The sequence below is a fragment of the Serratia sp. CY76391 genome, assembly GCF_052166695.1.
Taxonomy (GTDB): Bacteria; Pseudomonadota; Gammaproteobacteria; order Enterobacterales; family Enterobacteriaceae; genus Serratia; species Serratia nematodiphila.
The window spans coordinates 569025-583686 of record NZ_JBJNOJ010000001.1 but is presented as its reverse complement, the minus strand read 5'-3'; the positions used below and the strand labels follow the sequence as shown (position 1 = coordinate 583686).

At 60.2% G+C, this 14662-nt stretch carries 17 protein-coding genes; 14 read left to right on the top strand and 3 right to left on the bottom strand.

Annotated elements, in window-relative coordinates; all coding sequences use genetic code 11:
• Nucleotides 1-71 precede the first annotated feature (71 nt).
• The 6 genes from ltnD (at nucleotide 72) to ACJ8PN_RS03040 (ending at nucleotide 5725) form a co-directional block, all read left to right on the top strand.
• A complete protein-coding gene (ltnD, locus tag ACJ8PN_RS03065) occupies nucleotides 72-986 on the top strand; it encodes an L-threonate dehydrogenase (RefSeq protein WP_171453618.1) in 915 nt (304 codons plus the stop codon).
• Entirely contained in the window at nucleotides 986-2245 is a 1260-nt protein-coding gene (gene otnK / locus ACJ8PN_RS03060) for a 3-oxo-tetronate kinase (protein WP_301340697.1), read from the top strand. Before ltnD ends, otnK begins: the two co-directional genes overlap by 1 nt.
• Entirely contained in the window at nucleotides 2242-2874 is a 633-nt protein-coding gene (otnC, locus tag ACJ8PN_RS03055; protein ID WP_049187305.1) for a 3-oxo-tetronate 4-phosphate decarboxylase, read from the top strand. The genes otnK and otnC overlap by 4 nt, the downstream gene beginning before the upstream one ends.
• 3 nt (nucleotides 2875-2877) lie before the next feature.
• Entirely contained in the window at nucleotides 2878-3654 is a 777-nt protein-coding gene (locus ACJ8PN_RS03050) for an HPr family phosphocarrier protein (protein WP_351106440.1), read from the top strand.
• A gap of 106 nt (nucleotides 3655-3760) precedes the next feature.
• Nucleotides 3761-5131, top strand: a complete 1371-nt coding sequence (locus ACJ8PN_RS03045) for a GntP family transporter (RefSeq protein WP_015377160.1) — start codon at nucleotides 3761-3763, stop codon at nucleotides 5129-5131.
• A 63-nt stretch (nucleotides 5132-5194) separates the two neighbouring features.
• Entirely contained in the window at nucleotides 5195-5725 is a 531-nt protein-coding gene (locus ACJ8PN_RS03040; protein ID WP_351106437.1) for a GNAT family N-acetyltransferase, read from the top strand.
• Between the two features lie 4 nt (nucleotides 5726-5729).
• Here the strand turns inward: ACJ8PN_RS03040 and ACJ8PN_RS03035 are convergent, their stop codons facing one another.
• Nucleotides 5730-6602 (bottom strand): LysR family transcriptional regulator, encoded by an 873-nt coding sequence (locus ACJ8PN_RS03035; protein WP_004939197.1) that lies wholly within the window; start codon nucleotides 6600-6602, stop codon nucleotides 5730-5732.
• Between the two features lie 91 nt (nucleotides 6603-6693).
• Here ACJ8PN_RS03035 and ACJ8PN_RS03030 point away from each other — a divergent pair, with 91 nt between their 5' ends.
• Nucleotides 6694-7674, top strand: coding sequence for a nitrilase family protein (locus tag ACJ8PN_RS03030; RefSeq protein ID WP_351106434.1), 981 nt, complete (start codon nucleotides 6694-6696; stop codon nucleotides 7672-7674).
• A 91-nt stretch (nucleotides 7675-7765) separates the two neighbouring features.
• On the opposite strand, the gene ompX is transcribed toward ACJ8PN_RS03030, so the two are convergent.
• Nucleotides 7766-8284 carry an outer membrane protein OmpX gene (ompX, locus tag ACJ8PN_RS03025; RefSeq protein ID WP_004939201.1) on the bottom strand — a complete coding sequence of 173 codons (519 nt, stop codon included), beginning with the start codon at nucleotides 8282-8284 and terminating at the stop codon, nucleotides 7766-7768.
• Between the two features lie 400 nt (nucleotides 8285-8684).
• On the opposite strand from ompX, the gene rhtA reads away from it, so the two are divergent.
• Together rhtA and nanQ are read left to right on the top strand one after the other, a co-directional pair.
• Nucleotides 8685-9572 carry a threonine/homoserine exporter RhtA gene (gene rhtA / locus ACJ8PN_RS03020; protein ID WP_351106431.1) on the top strand — a complete coding sequence of 296 codons (888 nt, stop codon included), beginning with the start codon at nucleotides 8685-8687 and terminating at the stop codon, nucleotides 9570-9572.
• Nucleotides 9573-9704: 132 nt separating this feature from the next.
• Nucleotides 9705-10172, top strand: a complete 468-nt coding sequence (nanQ, locus tag ACJ8PN_RS03015; protein WP_171453613.1) for an N-acetylneuraminate anomerase — start codon at nucleotides 9705-9707, stop codon at nucleotides 10170-10172.
• On the opposite strand, the gene ACJ8PN_RS03010 is transcribed toward nanQ, so the two are convergent.
• Nucleotides 10154-10705: a shikimate kinase gene (locus ACJ8PN_RS03010; protein WP_082996940.1), complete on the bottom strand. Its 552-nt coding sequence runs from the start codon at nucleotides 10703-10705 to the stop codon at nucleotides 10154-10156. The two genes, nanQ and ACJ8PN_RS03010, sit on opposite strands and share 19 nt — an antisense overlap.
• 357 nt (nucleotides 10706-11062) lie before the next feature.
• Here ACJ8PN_RS03010 and dps point away from each other — a divergent pair, with 357 nt between their 5' ends.
• From dps to glnQ, 5 genes are all read left to right on the top strand, one after another.
• Nucleotides 11063-11566: a DNA starvation/stationary phase protection protein Dps gene (gene dps, locus ACJ8PN_RS03005; protein ID WP_004939215.1), complete on the top strand. Its 504-nt coding sequence runs from the start codon at nucleotides 11063-11065 to the stop codon at nucleotides 11564-11566.
• Between the two features lie 140 nt (nucleotides 11567-11706).
• Complete coding sequence (locus ACJ8PN_RS03000) at nucleotides 11707-11973, top strand: DksA/TraR family C4-type zinc finger protein (RefSeq protein WP_351107246.1); 267 nt, start codon at nucleotides 11707-11709, stop codon at nucleotides 11971-11973.
• A gap of 338 nt (nucleotides 11974-12311) precedes the next feature.
• Nucleotides 12312-13055, top strand: a complete 744-nt coding sequence (gene glnH, locus ACJ8PN_RS02995) for a glutamine ABC transporter substrate-binding protein GlnH (RefSeq protein WP_004939223.1) — start codon at nucleotides 12312-12314, stop codon at nucleotides 13053-13055.
• A 101-nt stretch (nucleotides 13056-13156) separates the two neighbouring features.
• Nucleotides 13157-13816 carry a glutamine ABC transporter permease GlnP gene (glnP, locus tag ACJ8PN_RS02990; protein WP_004939229.1) on the top strand — a complete coding sequence of 220 codons (660 nt, stop codon included), beginning with the start codon at nucleotides 13157-13159 and terminating at the stop codon, nucleotides 13814-13816.
• A complete protein-coding gene (gene glnQ, locus ACJ8PN_RS02985; RefSeq protein WP_442534599.1) occupies nucleotides 13813-14535 on the top strand; it encodes a glutamine ABC transporter ATP-binding protein GlnQ in 723 nt (240 codons plus the stop codon). Before glnP ends, glnQ begins: the two co-directional genes overlap by 4 nt.
• The last annotated feature ends 127 nt before the right edge of the window (nucleotides 14536-14662 follow it).

The window sequence follows — 14662 nt, the reverse complement described above, 5'->3', positions numbered from 1 at the left end:
ATAAACCGTCGTCAAGCGCTTACATTTAACACAACAAAACAAATTATCACTAAAATTAACAGGAGTGCAGTATGACACACCCAGGGAATTATGCCGTCTGCATCATCGGACTGGGCGCGATGGGCATGGGCGCGGCGCGTTCGTGCCTTCGCGCCGGATTGACCACCTACGGGGCGGACCTGAATCCACAGGCGCTGGCGACGCTGCAGCAGGCCGGCGCGCAACAAGCGTCTACCAGCGCGTGCGACTTCGCGGCCGAGTTGGACGCCGTGCTGCTGCTGGTGGTGAACGCCGTCCAAGTGAAACAGATCCTGTTCGGCGAACAAGGCCTGGCGCCAAAGCTCAAGCCAGGCACTGCGGTGATGGTCTCTTCGACCATTTCCGCCGATGACGCCAAACAGATCGAGCAACGGCTGCTGGACTACGGGCTACCAATGCTGGACGCGCCGGTTTCCGGCGGAGCGGCCAAGGCGGAGGAAGGCCAGATGACGGTGATGGCCGCCGGCGCCGACGCCACCTTCGAGCGTCTGCAACCCGTGCTGGACGCCATCGCCGGCAAAGTTTATCGCATCGGCGAGACCATCGGTCTGGGCGCGACGGTAAAAATCATCCACCAGCTGTTGGCCGGCGTGCACATCGCCGCCGGCGCCGAAGCCATGGCGCTGGCCGCCCGCGCCGGCATCCCGCTGGACGTGATGTACGACGTGGTCACCCACGCCGCCGGCAACTCCTGGATGTTCGAAAATCGCATGCGCCACGTGGTCGACGGCGACTATACGCCCAAATCGGCGGTGGATATCTTCGTCAAGGATCTGGGGCTGGTGGCGGATACCGCCAGGGCGCTGCACTTCCCGCTGCCGCTGGCCTCCACCGCTTTCACCATGTTTACCGCCGCCAGCAACGCCGGTTACGGTAAAGAAGACGACAGTGCGGTAATCAAAATCTTTGCCGGCATCGATCTGCCGCAAAAAAAGGAGGCGCTCTGATGCTGCTTGGCGTAATCGCGGATGACTTTACCGGCGCGACCGACATCGCCAGTTTTCTGGTGCAAAACGGCCTGCCGACGGTGCAGCTGAACGGCGTGCCGCAGGACGAAACGCAGGTAAACGCACAGGCGGCGGTCATCAGCCTGAAATCGCGTTCCTGCCCGGCAGAACAGGCGGTCGAACAGTCGTTGCAGGCACTGGCCTGGTTGCAAAAACAGGGCTGCCGTCAGTTCTACTTCAAATACTGCTCCACTTTCGACAGCACCGCACAGGGCAATATCGGCCCGGTGACCGACGCCCTGCTCACCGCGCTGGGGGAAAATTTCACGGTTGTCTCACCGGCGTTGCCGGTAAACGGCCGCACTGTCTATCAGGGCCACCTGTTCGTCGGGGAACAGCTGTTGTCTGAATCCGGCATGCGTCATCACCCGGTCACGCCGATGACCGACAGCAACCTGCTGCGCCTGATGGAATCCCAGGCCGCCGGGCGCTGCGGGCTGGTGACGGCGGCGGAAATGGATCGCGGCGCCGAGGCGGTCAGCGAGAAGCTGCGCCAACTGGCGCAGGAAGGCGTGCGCTACGCGGTGCTGGATACGCTCAACGAGCGGCATCTGCTCATTCAGGGTGAAGCGTTGAAAACGATGAAGCTGGTGACCGGCGGTTCGGGCCTGGCGATCGGTCTGGCGCGGCAATGGGCGCAAAGCGGCGCTCGTTCGGCAGAGGCGGCCGGCGCGCCGCAGGGGGAAAAGGCAGCAGTGCTGTCGGGCTCGTGTTCTGTGATGACTAACCGGCAGGTGGCGCACTACCGCGAGCGCGCTTCGGCACAGGCCATCGATATCGGCCGCTGCCTCGAACCACAGGCACGCGCCGCCTACGCCGCCGAGTTGGCGCACTGGGCGCAGCATCACGCCGGGGAGGCGCTTGCCCCGCTGATCTACGCCACTGCGCCGCCGGAAGCGCTGCAGCAAACGCAACGGCAGCACGGCGCCGCCGCCAGCGAAGCGGTGGAAGCGCTGTTCGCCGAATTGGTGGTGCAACTGCGCCAGTTGGGATTCAACCGCTTTATCGTCGCCGGCGGCGAAACCTCCGGCGTGGTCACGCAGGCGCTGGGCATTCGCGGCTTCCATATTGGCCCCAGCATTTCTCCCGGCGTTCCCTGGGTGCGCGCCAGCGATCGGGCGATTTCCCTGGCGCTGAAATCAGGCAATTTTGGCGATGAAGCCTTCTTCTCGCGCGCGCAAACGGAGTTTCCAGTATGACCATGACGACCGAACAGCAAGCGCGCGAAGAGATGGTGCGTCTCGGCGCCTCGTTTTTCCAACGCGGCTACGCCACCGGTTCCGCCGGCAACCTCTCACTGTTGCTGCCGGACGGCGCGCTGCTGGCAACGCCGACCGGCTCTTGCCTGGGCGAGCTGCAGGCCGATCGCCTGTCTAAAGTGAGCCTGAACGGCGATTGGCTGTCCGGCGACAAGCCGTCAAAAGAGATCAGCTTTCACCGAGCGCTGTATCTGAACAATCCGGAATGCAAAGCGGTGGTGCACCTGCATTGCACCTACCTCACGGCGCTCTCTTGCCTGCAAGGGCTGGACGTCGACAACGCCATCAAACCGTTCACCCCCTATGTGGTGATGCGCGTCGGCAAGGTGCCGGTGGTACCCTACTATCGCCCTGGCGACGAAAGGCTGGCGCAGGATCTGGCGCGCCTGGCGCCGGCCCACCGCGCCTTTTTACTGGCCAACCACGGGCCGGTGGTGACCGGTAAAGACCTGCGAGCGGCGGCGGACAATACCGAAGAGATGGAAGATGCGGCGCGGCTGATCTTCACCCTCGGCGATCGTCCTATCCGCTATTTGACCGATGATGAAATTGCCGAATTACGGAGCTGACCCATGCCTAAATTTGCCGCCAATTTATCGATGATGTTTAACGAAGTGCCGTTCCTCGAGCGCTTCGCTGCCGCTGCCGAACAAGGCTTCAGCGCGGTGGAATTCCTGTTCCCTTACGAGCATCCCGCCGAGCTGTTGGCCGAAAAGCTGCGCGAACACGGCCTGCAACAGGTGCTGTTCAATACCGCGCCCGGCGATGTCACCGCCGGCGAATGGGGGCTGGCGGCGCTGCCGGGCCGCGAGCAAGATGCGCGCGCTGATATCGATCGCGCGCTGGCCTACGCCATCGCCCTCGCCTGTCCCTGCGTGCATCTGATGGCCGGCGTGGTGCCCGCGGGTGCGGATCGGCAACGTTATCTCGACACCTTTATCGCCAATGCGCGCTATGCCGCCGACGCCTTCGCCCCGCACGGCGTCAAGGTGCTGATCGAAGCGCTCAGCCCACCGGTCAAGCCCGACTACCTGTTCGCCAGTCAACATCAGGCGGCGGCGGTGGTGAAGGCGATAGCGAGACCGAACGTGTTCATTCAGTTCGACTTTTTCCACGCGCAGTTAGTGGACGGCAATATCAGCGGGCTGCTGGAGACGCTGGCCGGGCGCTACGCGCATATCCAGATAGCCTCAGTGCCGGATCGTCACGAACCGGACGAGGGCGAACTGAATTACCCGTGGCTGTTCGACAGGCTGGATGCGCTCGGCTATCAGGGCTGGATCGGTTGCGAATACCGGCCGCGCGGCGACACCGCCGCCGGGCTCGGCTGGCTGAAGCCTTACCGCTAACGTCGCACGCCGACACCAGGAAAACGATTTTATAACAATGAAACGCACCCGTATCGCCACGCGGCGATCGCGGTGCCCAACGCTTACCCAACGAAAGGCTTTTTTCATGTCTACCTCTCTGCTGTTGCTGATTGCCGTACTCGGCGTGGTGCTGCTGTTATTGATGGTGATTAAGGCGAAGGTGCAACCCTTTGTCGCGCTGTTGGTGGTCAGTCTGCTGGTGGCGTTGGCCAGCGGCATTCCGACCGGTGAAGTGATGAAAGTGATGACCGCCGGGATGGGCGGCGTGCTCGGCTCGGTGACCATCATCATCGGTCTGGGGGCGATGCTCGGGCGCATGATCGAACACTCGGGCGGCGCCGAGTCGCTGGCGCAACGCTTCAGCCAGGGGCTGGGGCCGAAACATACCGTCGCCGCGCTGACCCTCGCCGCATTTATCCTCGGCATTCCGGTCTTCTTCGACGTCGGCTTTATCATTCTGGCGCCGATTATTTACGGCTTCGCCAAGGTCGCCAAAGTGTCGCCGCTGAAGTTCGGCCTGCCGATGGCCGGCGTGATGTTAACGGTACACGTCGCGCTGCCGCCGCACCCCGGCCCGGTCGCCGCCGCCGGCCTGCTCAACGCCGACATCGGTTGGCTGACCATCATCGGCCTCGCGATCTGTATTCCGGTCGGCGCGATCGGCTATTTCGCCGCCAACTACCTCAACCGCAAAACCTATCCGTTGTCGATAGAGGTGCTGGAACAGCTGCAGCTGGCGGCGCCGGAGCCGCGGCCGGAAGGGCGAGCGCCGCTCAGCGATCGCATCAACCCGCCCGGCGCTGGCCTGGTGGCGGCGCTGATCGTCATCCCAATCGCTATCATCATGCTCGGCACCGTCTCCGCCACGCTGTTGCCGGCAGGCTCGGCGCTGCGCGATGCGCTGTCTCTGCTGGGGTCGCCGGCGGTGGCGCTGATGATAGCCCTGCTGCTGGCCTTCTACTTCCTGGCGCTGCGCCGCGGCTGGAGCCTGCAACACGCCGGTGACGTGATGGGCGCCGCGCTGCCGACCGCCGCGGTGGTGATCCTGGTGACCGGCGCGGGCGGCGTGTTCGGCAAGGTGCTGGTGGAATCCGGCGTCGGCAAGGCGCTGGCCGAAGTACTGACGGCCATTGGCCTGCCGCTGGTGCCCGCCGCATTTATCATTTCGCTGGCGCTGCGCGCTTCGCAGGGTTCCGCCACCGTGGCGATCCTGACCACCGGCGGCCTGTTGTCGGAAGCGGTCAGCGGGTTGAATCAGCTGCAGCTGGTGCTGGTGACGCTGGCAACCTGTTTTGGCGGGCTGGGGCTTTCCCACGTCAACGACTCCGGTTTTTGGATCGTCACGCGCTATCTGGGGCTGTCGGTGGCCGATGGCCTGAAGACCTGGACGGTGCTGACCACCCTGCTCGGCCTGAGCGGCTTTCTGTTCACCTGGCTGTTGTGGCTGGCGGTGTGATTTCTCTGGCATACTGAACGCCGTTGTTTTTCATCGCCTTTCACCCTGTGCAGGAGCAGCAACATGACCGTAATCAACACCGCGCCAACGCTTATCACCGAACGCCTGCGGCTGGACGCGCACACGCTGGACGACTTCGACTCGCTGGCCGCGCTGTGGGCCGATCCGCTGGTGGTGCGCTATATCGGCGGCACGCCGCGCGACCGGGAAGACTCCTGGGGGCGCCTGATGCGCTACGTCGGCCACTGGGCGCTGTTGGGATACGGGTATTGGGCGATGCGTGACAAACAGAGCGGCGAGTATCTCGGCAGCATCGGCTTCTCCAACTTCCTGCGTGACATCACCCCGGCGCTCGACGCGCCGGAAATGGGCTGGACGCTGGTGAGCTCGGCGCACGGCAAAGGCTACGCCACCGAGGCGCTGCGGGCGGCGCTGGCCTGGGGTAAAACGCACCTGCCCGGCAAGCAAACCGTCTGCATCATCTCACCGGAAAACCAGGCTTCGCTGGCGCTGGCGAAAAAAGTCGGCTTTAGCGAAAGCCACCGCAGCGAGTATCACCAGAGCCCGATCGTCGTGATGCATTGCCCGCTTTGAATGCCTAAGCGCGTTGCGCCGCCAACGCCGTCTGAATGAAGTTGTCCCGCAGCGCATCGGCGCGCTGCGGATCCCAGGCGATACCGACCTGCCACTCCGTCTCCTCGCCGCTCAGCGGTAAAATGTCGATGCCGGCCGGCGCGATATGCGTGATGCTGTGCGGCAGCAGCGCGACACCGACGCCGGCGGCAACCAGCGCCAGCAACGTCTGGATATCGCCGGCCTGCTGCACCACGTTCGGCGTCAACCGGTGGGCGGCGATAAACCGCAGCGACTGATCGCTCAGCCCGCGCCCGCGTTTGGGAGTCAGCTGCAACAGCGGCAGCTGATTGAAACGCGCCATCAGATCGTCGGCGCGCAGCGCCAGCGCGCCCGGCGCGGCCAGCACCAACCGATCGCTCAGCAATGCCACGCCGCACAGCGGCGTGTTGACCGGCAAGCGCACGAACCCCGCCTGCAACTCTCCCTGCAGCAACAGCTGATACTGGCGTTCCGACGGCAAGTCCTCCAGGCCGATCGCCACCTCGGGAAACCGTTGGCGAAAGGCCGCCACCAGCTGCGGCGCCAGATGAAAGCTGGAAAGGCCAAATCCCAGCGCCAGCCGCCCCGCTTCCCCGAGCGCCACCCGCCGCGCGCGCCGCTGAAACTGCTGGTACTGCTCCACCAGCGCCTGCGCTTCCGGGTAGAGCCGCTGCCCGCCGGCGGTGAGCACCGCCCCCTGTCGGCCACGCTCGAACACTCGAACGCCGAGCTGGGTTTCCAGCGCCTGAATTTGCTTGCTCAGCGCCGGTTGGCTGATGCATAGCCGGCTCGCCGCCTGCCGATAGTTGCCCTGTTCAGCCAGCGCCACCAGGGCGCGCAGTTGTTTTATATCCATTCCATTAGGTTATCGAATAGGGAATTTAATTGATTATACAGTAATCAAACCACCTGCTGTAATCAACGCAGACCCTCATCGGAGAAACACCATGACCATCACATTACGCGCCGCCACGGTGCAATTCCAGCATCGCGCCAACGATAAGAATTACAACCTGTCGACCATCGAGCGCTTTATCGCTCAGGCGGCCGAGCAGCAGGTACAGCTGCTGGCCTTCCCGGAAATGTGTATCACCGGCTATTGGCACGTGCGCCATCTGTCCGACGCCGAAGTGCGGGCGCTGGCGGAACCGATCGCGTCCAGCCCTTCGCTGGCGCGCATTCGCCCGCTGGCTGAGCGTTACAATATGGCGATCGGCGTCGGGCTGATCGAGCTGGGCGACGACGGCCGTTGCTACAACGCCTACGCCGTATGCCTGCCGGACGGCGCGCTGCATGTGCACCGTAAACTGCACGCCTTCGAACACTCGGCTATCGCCAGCGGCGATCGCTATACGGTGTTCGACACTCCCTGGGGCGTGCGCGTGGGCGTATTGATCTGTTGGGACAACAATCTGGTGGAGAATGTGCGCGCGACGGCGCTGCTGGGCGCGGAGGTGTTGATGGCCCCACACCAGACCGGCGGCACCCATTCGCGCAGCCCGCACGGCATGAAGCCGATCCCACAGGCGCTGTGGCAGCGGCGAGCGGAAGATCCGCAGGCGATAGAAGCCGCCTTTCGCGGCGAACACGGCCGCGGCTGGCTGATGCGCTGGCTGCCCTCGCGCGCTCATGACAACGGGCTGTTTTTGTTATTCAGCAACGGCGTGGGCCGCGATGACGATGAGGTACGCACCGGCAATGCGATGATCCTCGATCCCTACGGCCGCATCGTAGCGGAGACCTGGGCGGCGGAAGACCGGCTGGTCAGTGCCGATCTCGATCTGACGCTGATCCCGCTCAGTACCGGACGCCGCTGGATTTACGGACGCCGCCCCGAGCTGTACGGTTTACTGACCGAACCGCAAGGCTATGAGCGCGATGCCCGCAGCGCGCGCTTTTCGACGCAGCCGACGGGACGCAGCGGCTAATGACAGATAAAAAAAAATCCGCCCGAAGGCGGATTTTTTATCCGCGCGGCAACCTGTGCCGCGCATTCACGCCCGCAGGCATGAAGAAATCTTAGAAGCGGTAGCCTACGCCAACGTTCCAGCTGCCAACGTCCACGCTGCGGATGCGGCTCTGCTCGTAGCCAACGTCCAGGGCAACGTTTTCGATTGGGTTGAACTGCAGACCTGCACCGTAGGTGAAGCCGTAGTCGCTGTTGCCACCTTTGTTACCGCCAGCCTGGGCGTTGTCGATGTTTTTGCCGTAGCCAACACCGATCACACCGTAGATGCTCGCCCAGTCGTTGAAGCGGTAAGCTGGACCTGCGGTGATGGAATCGTACTGAGATTTCTTGTAGAAACCGCTTTCAGAACGATTTTTTTCCAGGTGGGTGAAGGAGCCGATCACACCCAGTGGGTTGTTGTCGAACTCGTAACGGTATTTCAGGTTGAAACCGTTGGCCTTGTTAGCAACGCCTTGGAGATCACCCTGCGCATAGCCAGCGGATACGGTGCTCTGACCAGCGAATGCGGTACCTGCGCTAACTGCTAATACGCAAGCTGCTACTGCGGAAAGACATGCAATTTTTTTCATAACCACCTCAAACGCGTTTTATTATTAAGTACATCCATTTGTTCATGCTTTGAAAATATAACAAAAATTAGCGTGAAACTCTGCCTTGAAATGAGTGTCTAATGCTTTATATCGTGTAACAGAAGATTTCAAGAACAGTGTATCTGCTTCTTTTCGCTCTATTTTCGGCCGTATTCTACGGCTTTCTGTGACAAAAATCACCAATTTAATATCCAGATAATTCTTAAGAAAAAGCACACTTTTTGACCAAATTCGCCACATCTCATCCGAGGATCGGCGGATTTCACCGCGATGCGCGCTTTTCTCAGACAGATTTTCGCCATTTCATTTACACTGCTCACATCCCCGTTTCGACCGTTTTCTCAAGGCTGAGGAACGGCGCAAAAAAGGTCCGTTAAGGATGTCGTTATCTACTTCCGGCAAAGCGCCCTCCGCGCTGCTGCCCATCTGTCTGTTAATCATCGCCATGGTGTCTATCCAAAGCGGTGCCTCGTTGGCCAAAAGCCTGTTCCCGATCGTGGGCGCGGAAGGCATTACGACGCTGCGTCTTTTCATCGGCACCCTGATTCTGTTCATTATCTTCCGCCCGTGGCGTATGCGCATCGTCGCCGGCAGCCGCTTGCCGCTGCTGATTTACGGCCTGTCGCTCGGCGCGATGAACTACCTGTTCTACCTTTCGCTGCGTACCGTGCCGCTCGGCATCGCCGTGGCGCTGGAGTTTACCGGCCCGTTGGCGGTGGCCATGTTCTCGTCGCGGCGGCCGATCGACTTTCTCTGGGTGGCGCTGGCGATCGCCGGGTTGTGGTTCCTGTTGCCGCTCGGCCACGGCGTAGGCGGGATCGATCCGTTCGGCGCCGCCTGTGCGCTCGGCGCCGGCGCCTGCTGGGCGGTCTATATCATTTTCGGCCAAAAGGCCGGCGGCGATCACGGCCCCGGCACGGTGGCGCTCGGTTCGTTGATCGCCGCGCTGGTGTTCTGCCCGATCGGCGCCTGGCAAACCGGCAGCGTGCTGTTCAACCTCGATATTCTGCCGGTGGCGCTGGCGGTGGCGATCCTCTCCACCGCGCTGCCTTATTCGCTGGAGATCATCGCGCTGCCCAAAATTCCGGCGCGCACTTTCGGCACCTTAATGAGCCTGGAGCCGGCGATGGCGGCGCTGTCCGGCATGCTGTTCCTCGGCGAACACCTGAGCGGCGTACAATGGTTGGCGCTGGCAGCGATTATCGCCGCCTCCATGGGTTCCGCCCTGACCATTCGCCCCAAACCGCGCCTCGAAAGCCTTTCCTGATCGCCTGACTCGCCTGCCGTCCGCAACGCCGGAATGCAGGCGGGTTAACTGTTTTCCTCGTGACAAATCGGCATACTTCCCCTTAGCCTGTATCGCAGGTTCTTTGGACTTTCGCTCACATGGAGAATAACAGTGATTCACAACAGCCTGTTCAACCCACGCTTCGGCCGCGGACTCGCGCCGGCGCTGGTTTCAACCCTGACCGAGTTGCGCCGATGCGACCTGCCCGAACTGGCGCTGGGCCATCACCCGATCGACGGCGACAACGTCTTTATGGACGTGATGACGCTGACCACCGTGCCTACGGCGGAAAAGCGCGCCGAAATGCATCAGGAGTACATTGCGCTGCATCTGCTGATCAGCGGCGAAGAACGCATCGAATACGGCCTGGCGGGCGACTGGCATCGCGAACATCCGCATGCAGAAAATAGCGATCTGCTGCTGCTGGACATCAAACGCCACCCGCAAACGCTGCACATGACGCACGGCATGTTCGCGATCTTTTTCCAGATGGAACCGCATAAGACCGGCTGCCTGTGGCAGCGGCCGCAGCACATCAAAAAAGCGGTGGTGAGGATCCATCACCGCCTGCTGCTGTGAGCCTGCGGCAGCGTCCGTAGAAAATCGGCGGCCTGGCGGGGAGAGCGCAAGCGCTTGAAACGGCCCCCTATATCGGTACGGGCCATCTCCGCCAGGTATTTTCGCCGGTTCTTCGAGTAAGTGCGGATCGTCCACAGCACGATCGACTCGCGGCTAAAGAAAGAACGGCGGAAACTTTCCCGATTGCCGGTGCCCGGCCACAGCTCGCTTTTGCTGGCCGCGCGGCGGTACGCGCGGCGCACGGCCTGCCACAGCGTGCGGCAGAAACCGTAGTCCAGCCACAGGATATAATCGACCTCGCGCCACTTGATCGGTTGCGTGCGGCTGTAGTTGCCGTCCAGCACCCAGCCTCCTCCCGCTTCGGCCAGCGTCTGCTCAAGCCGCGCCAGAAACGCGCCATCGGGCGTCCCCTGCCACTCGGGCCGCCAATAGAGTCTGTCCATCTCGATATAGGGAACGTCAAGACGTTCCGCCAGTTGACGCGCCAGGGTGCTTTTACCGCTGCCGCTGGTGCCGACGACGTTAATTTTCATCACTCGCCAATAAAGACTGGGGATAATTTCCATACTTTAGCCGTATCAATTACGCCTATCAATCTGAATAGGCTTGGTATTAACACCCCGATAACAAAGTGGATATTTAACCAAACCTCCTGCGCGCCCGCAGAAAATAAGATAACGGGGATAAATTGTCACTGACAAAAATAATAATAAAAACAAAATAACAATAAAATTCATAAAATTACACAATAGAAAAAAACAAATAAAAATATTGCCATTAGGCCCCCCCTATTTGTGCAATAGCCATTTTCGTGCGGCAAAAATAAACATCCCTGCTATAATTAATCCCGTAACGAAATAGGACAACGACTAATCAAGAGGATATCTAATATGAGTACCGCTAAACTGGTGAAAACGAAATCTTCTGATCTGCTGTATACCCGTAACGATCTGGACGAAAAAGTTAAACTGGCCGCCATCAAGGCGCTGAACCATCAGGTCGTGCAATTCATCGATCTTTCGTTGATCACCAAACAGGCGCACTGGAACATGCGCGGCGCGAACTTCATCGCGGTCCATGAAATGCTGGACGGCTTCCGCACCGCCATTATCGAGCATCAGGACACCTTCGCCGAGCGCGTGGTGCAGCTGGGTGGCGTGGCGCTGGGCACCGTACAGGTGGTCAACGATCGCACGCCGCTGAAAAGCTACCCGACCAATATCCACAGCGTGCAAGAGCACCTGAAAGCGCTGGCCGATCGCTACGGCGCAGTCGCGAATGACATCCGCAAAGCCATTACCGAAGTGGAAGACGAAGACACCGCCGATATGTTCACCGCTGCCTCGCGCGATCTGGACAAGTTCCTGTGGTTCATCGAATCCAATATCGAATAACGCGAAAGCGTTGCAGATCGCCCGTCGTTCCGGGCAGCGCAGGCTGGGCTTTGCCCGGCCTGTTTTCTTTTGCGCGACCGTTGCATTGTACAAAAAACGGCCCATATTAAACGGTAGGGTTTCCTTGCCAGGAGGTGATGATGGCCAGCGGCTGGGCGGCGGACGGCGCCGTACAAGATCAGATTGATTCCACCATCGACGATGCGGTGCAGCGCGCGCGTGAAGCGCTCGGGCACGGCGAGAGCGAACGCTATTGCCAGGAATGCGGAGAACCGATCCCCGAGGCGCGCCGCCAGGCGCTGAAAGGGGTGCGTTTTTGCGTCGCCTGCCAGGCCGAACAAGACAAAAAACACGCGGCCACCAGCCTGTACAACCGGCGCGGCAGCAAAGACAGCCAGTTGCGCTAGCATTATCTGCTCCCCTTTTTCCCCTCTCGCAGTCACGCTTGCACCGTCAATGGATCATGAAAGTTAGAGTTAGTTATCAATATTGAAGCAAAAACGTTAAAGAACGGTTGTTTCACAGCCAAAATTTGGTTAATGATAGCCTCGTGCACCAAGATAATTCTTACGCACCATTTCGGTGCCTCATTGTGGTGCGCAATCATAACTATTCGCCGTCACGGCACAACATCACGCAGTAACTCTTTGTTTTTATATTAGTTGAAAACATGGCACGATTTTTTCATGGCACCAACTGCAATATAAAAAATGGGTAATCCGCAACCTGTACAGGAATTCCTCTCATGAAGTCGATTTTTAAAGTCTCCCTGGCCGCACTCTCTCTGGCCTTTGCCGTAAGTTCCCACGCAGCAGACAAACTGGTGGTTGCCACCGACACCGCTTTCGTTCCTTTTGAGTTCAAACAAGGCGACAAATACGTCGGCTTCGACATCGACCTGTGGGCCGCGGTCGCCAAAGAGCTGAAGTTGGACTACACCCTGAAACCGATGGACTTCGGCGGCATCATTCCGGCGCTGCAGACCAAAAACGTCGATCTGGCGCTGGCCGGCATCACCATCACCGATGAGCGCAAGAAAGCCATCGATTTCTCCGACGGCTACTACAAGAGCGGCCTGCTGGTGATGGTCAACGCCGACAACAACAGCGTGAAAAGCATCGACGATCTGAACGGCAAAGTGGTGGCGGTGAAGAGCGGCACCGGCTCGGTGGATTACGCCAAGCAGCACATCAAAACCAAGGATCTGCGTCAGTTCCCTAACATCGACAACGCCTACATGGAACTGGGCACCAAGCGCGCCGACGCGGTGCTGCACGACACGCCAAACATCCTATACTTCATTAAGACGGCCGGCGCCGGCAAGTTCAAAACCGTCGGCGATTCGCTGGAAGCGCAGCAGTATGGCATCGCCTTCCCTAAAGGCAGCGACGAGCTGCGCGAGAAGGTGAACGGCGCGCTGAAAACGCTGCGCGAGAACGGCACCTATAACGAGATTTACAAGAAGTGGTTCGGCACCGAACCTAAGTAAGCTGTGAATTTGGCAAGCTATTAACTTAAGCACAGGGGGCGCTTACCCCCTGCGCTTTGTTGTATCTGATACCCACGTTTGGGATCACCGGGAGAAATATCATGCAGTTCGACTGGAGCGCCATCTGGCCCGCCATTCCTATCTTGTTAGAGGGCGCCAAAATGACCCTGTGGATTTCGGTCCTCGGTCTGATTGGCGGCCTGATCATCGGCCTCGTCGCCGGCTTTGCCCGCACCTACGGCGGTTGGATCGCCAACCACATCGCGTTGGTGTTTATCGAAGTGATCCGCGGCACGCCGATCGTGGTGCAGGTGATGTTCATCTACTTCGCCTTGCCGATGGCGTTCACCGATTTGCGCATCGATCCTTTCACCGCGGCGGTGGTGACCATCATGATCAACTCCGGCGCCTACATCGCGGAAATCACCCGCGGCGCGGTGCTGTCTATCCATAACGGTTTCCGCGAGGCCGGCCTGGCGCTCGGCCTGTCGCGCCGCGAAACCATCCGCTACGTCATTATGCCGCTGGCGCTGCGCCGCATGCTGCCGCCGCTGGGCAACCAGTGGATCATCAGCATCAAAGACACCTCGCTGTTCATCGTGATCGGCGTGGCGGAGCTGACCCGTCAGGGTCAGGAAATTATTGCCGGTAACTTCCGCGCGCTGGAAATCTGGAGCGCCGTGGCGGTTATCTATCTGATTATTACCCTGGTGCTGAGCTTCGTGCTGCGTCGTCTGGAAAGAAGGATGAAAATCCTGTGATTGAATTTAAAAACGTCTCCAAGCATTTTGGCCAAACCCAGGTGCTGCACAACATCGATTTGAAGATCGACAAAGGCGAAGTGGTGGTGATCATCGGGCCGTCCGGCTCCGGCAAATCCACCCTGCTGCGCTGCATCAACAAGCTGGAAGAAGTCACCAGCGGCGATCTGATCGTCGACGGCCTGAAAGCCAACGATCCGAAAGTGGACGATCGGCTGATCCGCCAGGAAGCCGGCATGGTGTTCCAGCAGTTCTATCTGTTCCCGCACCTGACGGCGCTGGAAAACGTCGCCTTCGGCCCGATCCGCGTGCGCGGCTCGAAGAAGTCCGATGCGGAAAAGCTGGCGCGCGAACTGCTGGCCAAGGTCGGCCTGGCGGAGCGCGCCCACCATTACCCGTCCGAACTGTCGGGCGGCCAGCAGCAGCGCGTGGCGATCGCGCGCGCGCTGGCGGTGAAGCCGAAAATGATGCTGTTCGACGAGCCGACCTCCGCGCTCGATCCGGAGCTGCGCCATGAAGTGCTGAAGGTGATGCAGGATCTGGCCGAGGAAGGCATGACGATGGTCATCGTTACCCATGAAGTCGGCTTTGCCGAAAAAGTGGCGTCGCGCCTGATCTTTATCGACAAGGGCCGGATTGCCGAAGACGGCAACCCGCACGATCTGATCAATCATCCGCCAAGCCCGCGTCTGCAGGAGTTCCTGCAGCACGTGTCCTGATCCTGGCGGTTTAACGGCGGGCGCACCACGCGCCCGCCGCTTTCATTCCGCACGCTCTCCCACGCCCCGTCGCGCCACCTTTCCTACTATATTCATTGTTTTTCATCGTATTGCTTTTACATCCGCC

What these genes read in the sequence shown, in the direction of transcription:
- otnC (WP_049187305.1), top strand. Translation starts at nt 2,242, where the DNA reads ATGACCATGACGACCGAACAGCAAGCGCGCGAAGAGATGGTGCGTCTC.
- glnH (WP_004939223.1), top strand. Translation starts at nt 12,312, where the DNA reads ATGAAGTCGATTTTTAAAGTCTCCCTGGCCGCACTCTCTCTGGCCTTT.
- glnP (WP_004939229.1), top strand. Translation starts at nt 13,157, where the DNA reads ATGCAGTTCGACTGGAGCGCCATCTGGCCCGCCATTCCTATCTTGTTA.
- ACJ8PN_RS03050 (WP_351106440.1), top strand. Translation starts at nt 2,878, where the DNA reads ATGCCTAAATTTGCCGCCAATTTATCGATGATGTTTAACGAAGTGCCG.
- otnK (WP_301340697.1), top strand. Translation starts at nt 986, where the DNA reads ATGCTGCTTGGCGTAATCGCGGATGACTTTACCGGCGCGACCGACATC.
- ACJ8PN_RS03045 (WP_015377160.1), top strand. Translation starts at nt 3,761, where the DNA reads ATGTCTACCTCTCTGCTGTTGCTGATTGCCGTACTCGGCGTGGTGCTG.
- ACJ8PN_RS03000 (WP_351107246.1), top strand. Translation starts at nt 11,707, where the DNA reads ATGGCCAGCGGCTGGGCGGCGGACGGCGCCGTACAAGATCAGATTGAT.
- rhtA (WP_351106431.1), top strand. Translation starts at nt 8,685, where the DNA reads ATGTCGTTATCTACTTCCGGCAAAGCGCCCTCCGCGCTGCTGCCCATC.
- ACJ8PN_RS03030 (WP_351106434.1), top strand. Translation starts at nt 6,694, where the DNA reads ATGACCATCACATTACGCGCCGCCACGGTGCAATTCCAGCATCGCGCC.
- ACJ8PN_RS03035 (WP_004939197.1), bottom strand. Translation starts at nt 6,602, where the DNA reads ATGGATATAAAACAACTGCGCGCCCTGGTGGCGCTGGCTGAACAGGGC.
- dps (WP_004939215.1), top strand. Translation starts at nt 11,063, where the DNA reads ATGAGTACCGCTAAACTGGTGAAAACGAAATCTTCTGATCTGCTGTAT.
- ACJ8PN_RS03040 (WP_351106437.1), top strand. Translation starts at nt 5,195, where the DNA reads ATGACCGTAATCAACACCGCGCCAACGCTTATCACCGAACGCCTGCGG.
- ACJ8PN_RS03010 (WP_082996940.1), bottom strand. Translation starts at nt 10,705, where the DNA reads ATGAAAATTAACGTCGTCGGCACCAGCGGCAGCGGTAAAAGCACCCTG.
- ompX (WP_004939201.1), bottom strand. Translation starts at nt 8,284, where the DNA reads ATGAAAAAAATTGCATGTCTTTCCGCAGTAGCAGCTTGCGTATTAGCA.
- ltnD (WP_171453618.1), top strand. Translation starts at nt 72, where the DNA reads ATGACACACCCAGGGAATTATGCCGTCTGCATCATCGGACTGGGCGCG.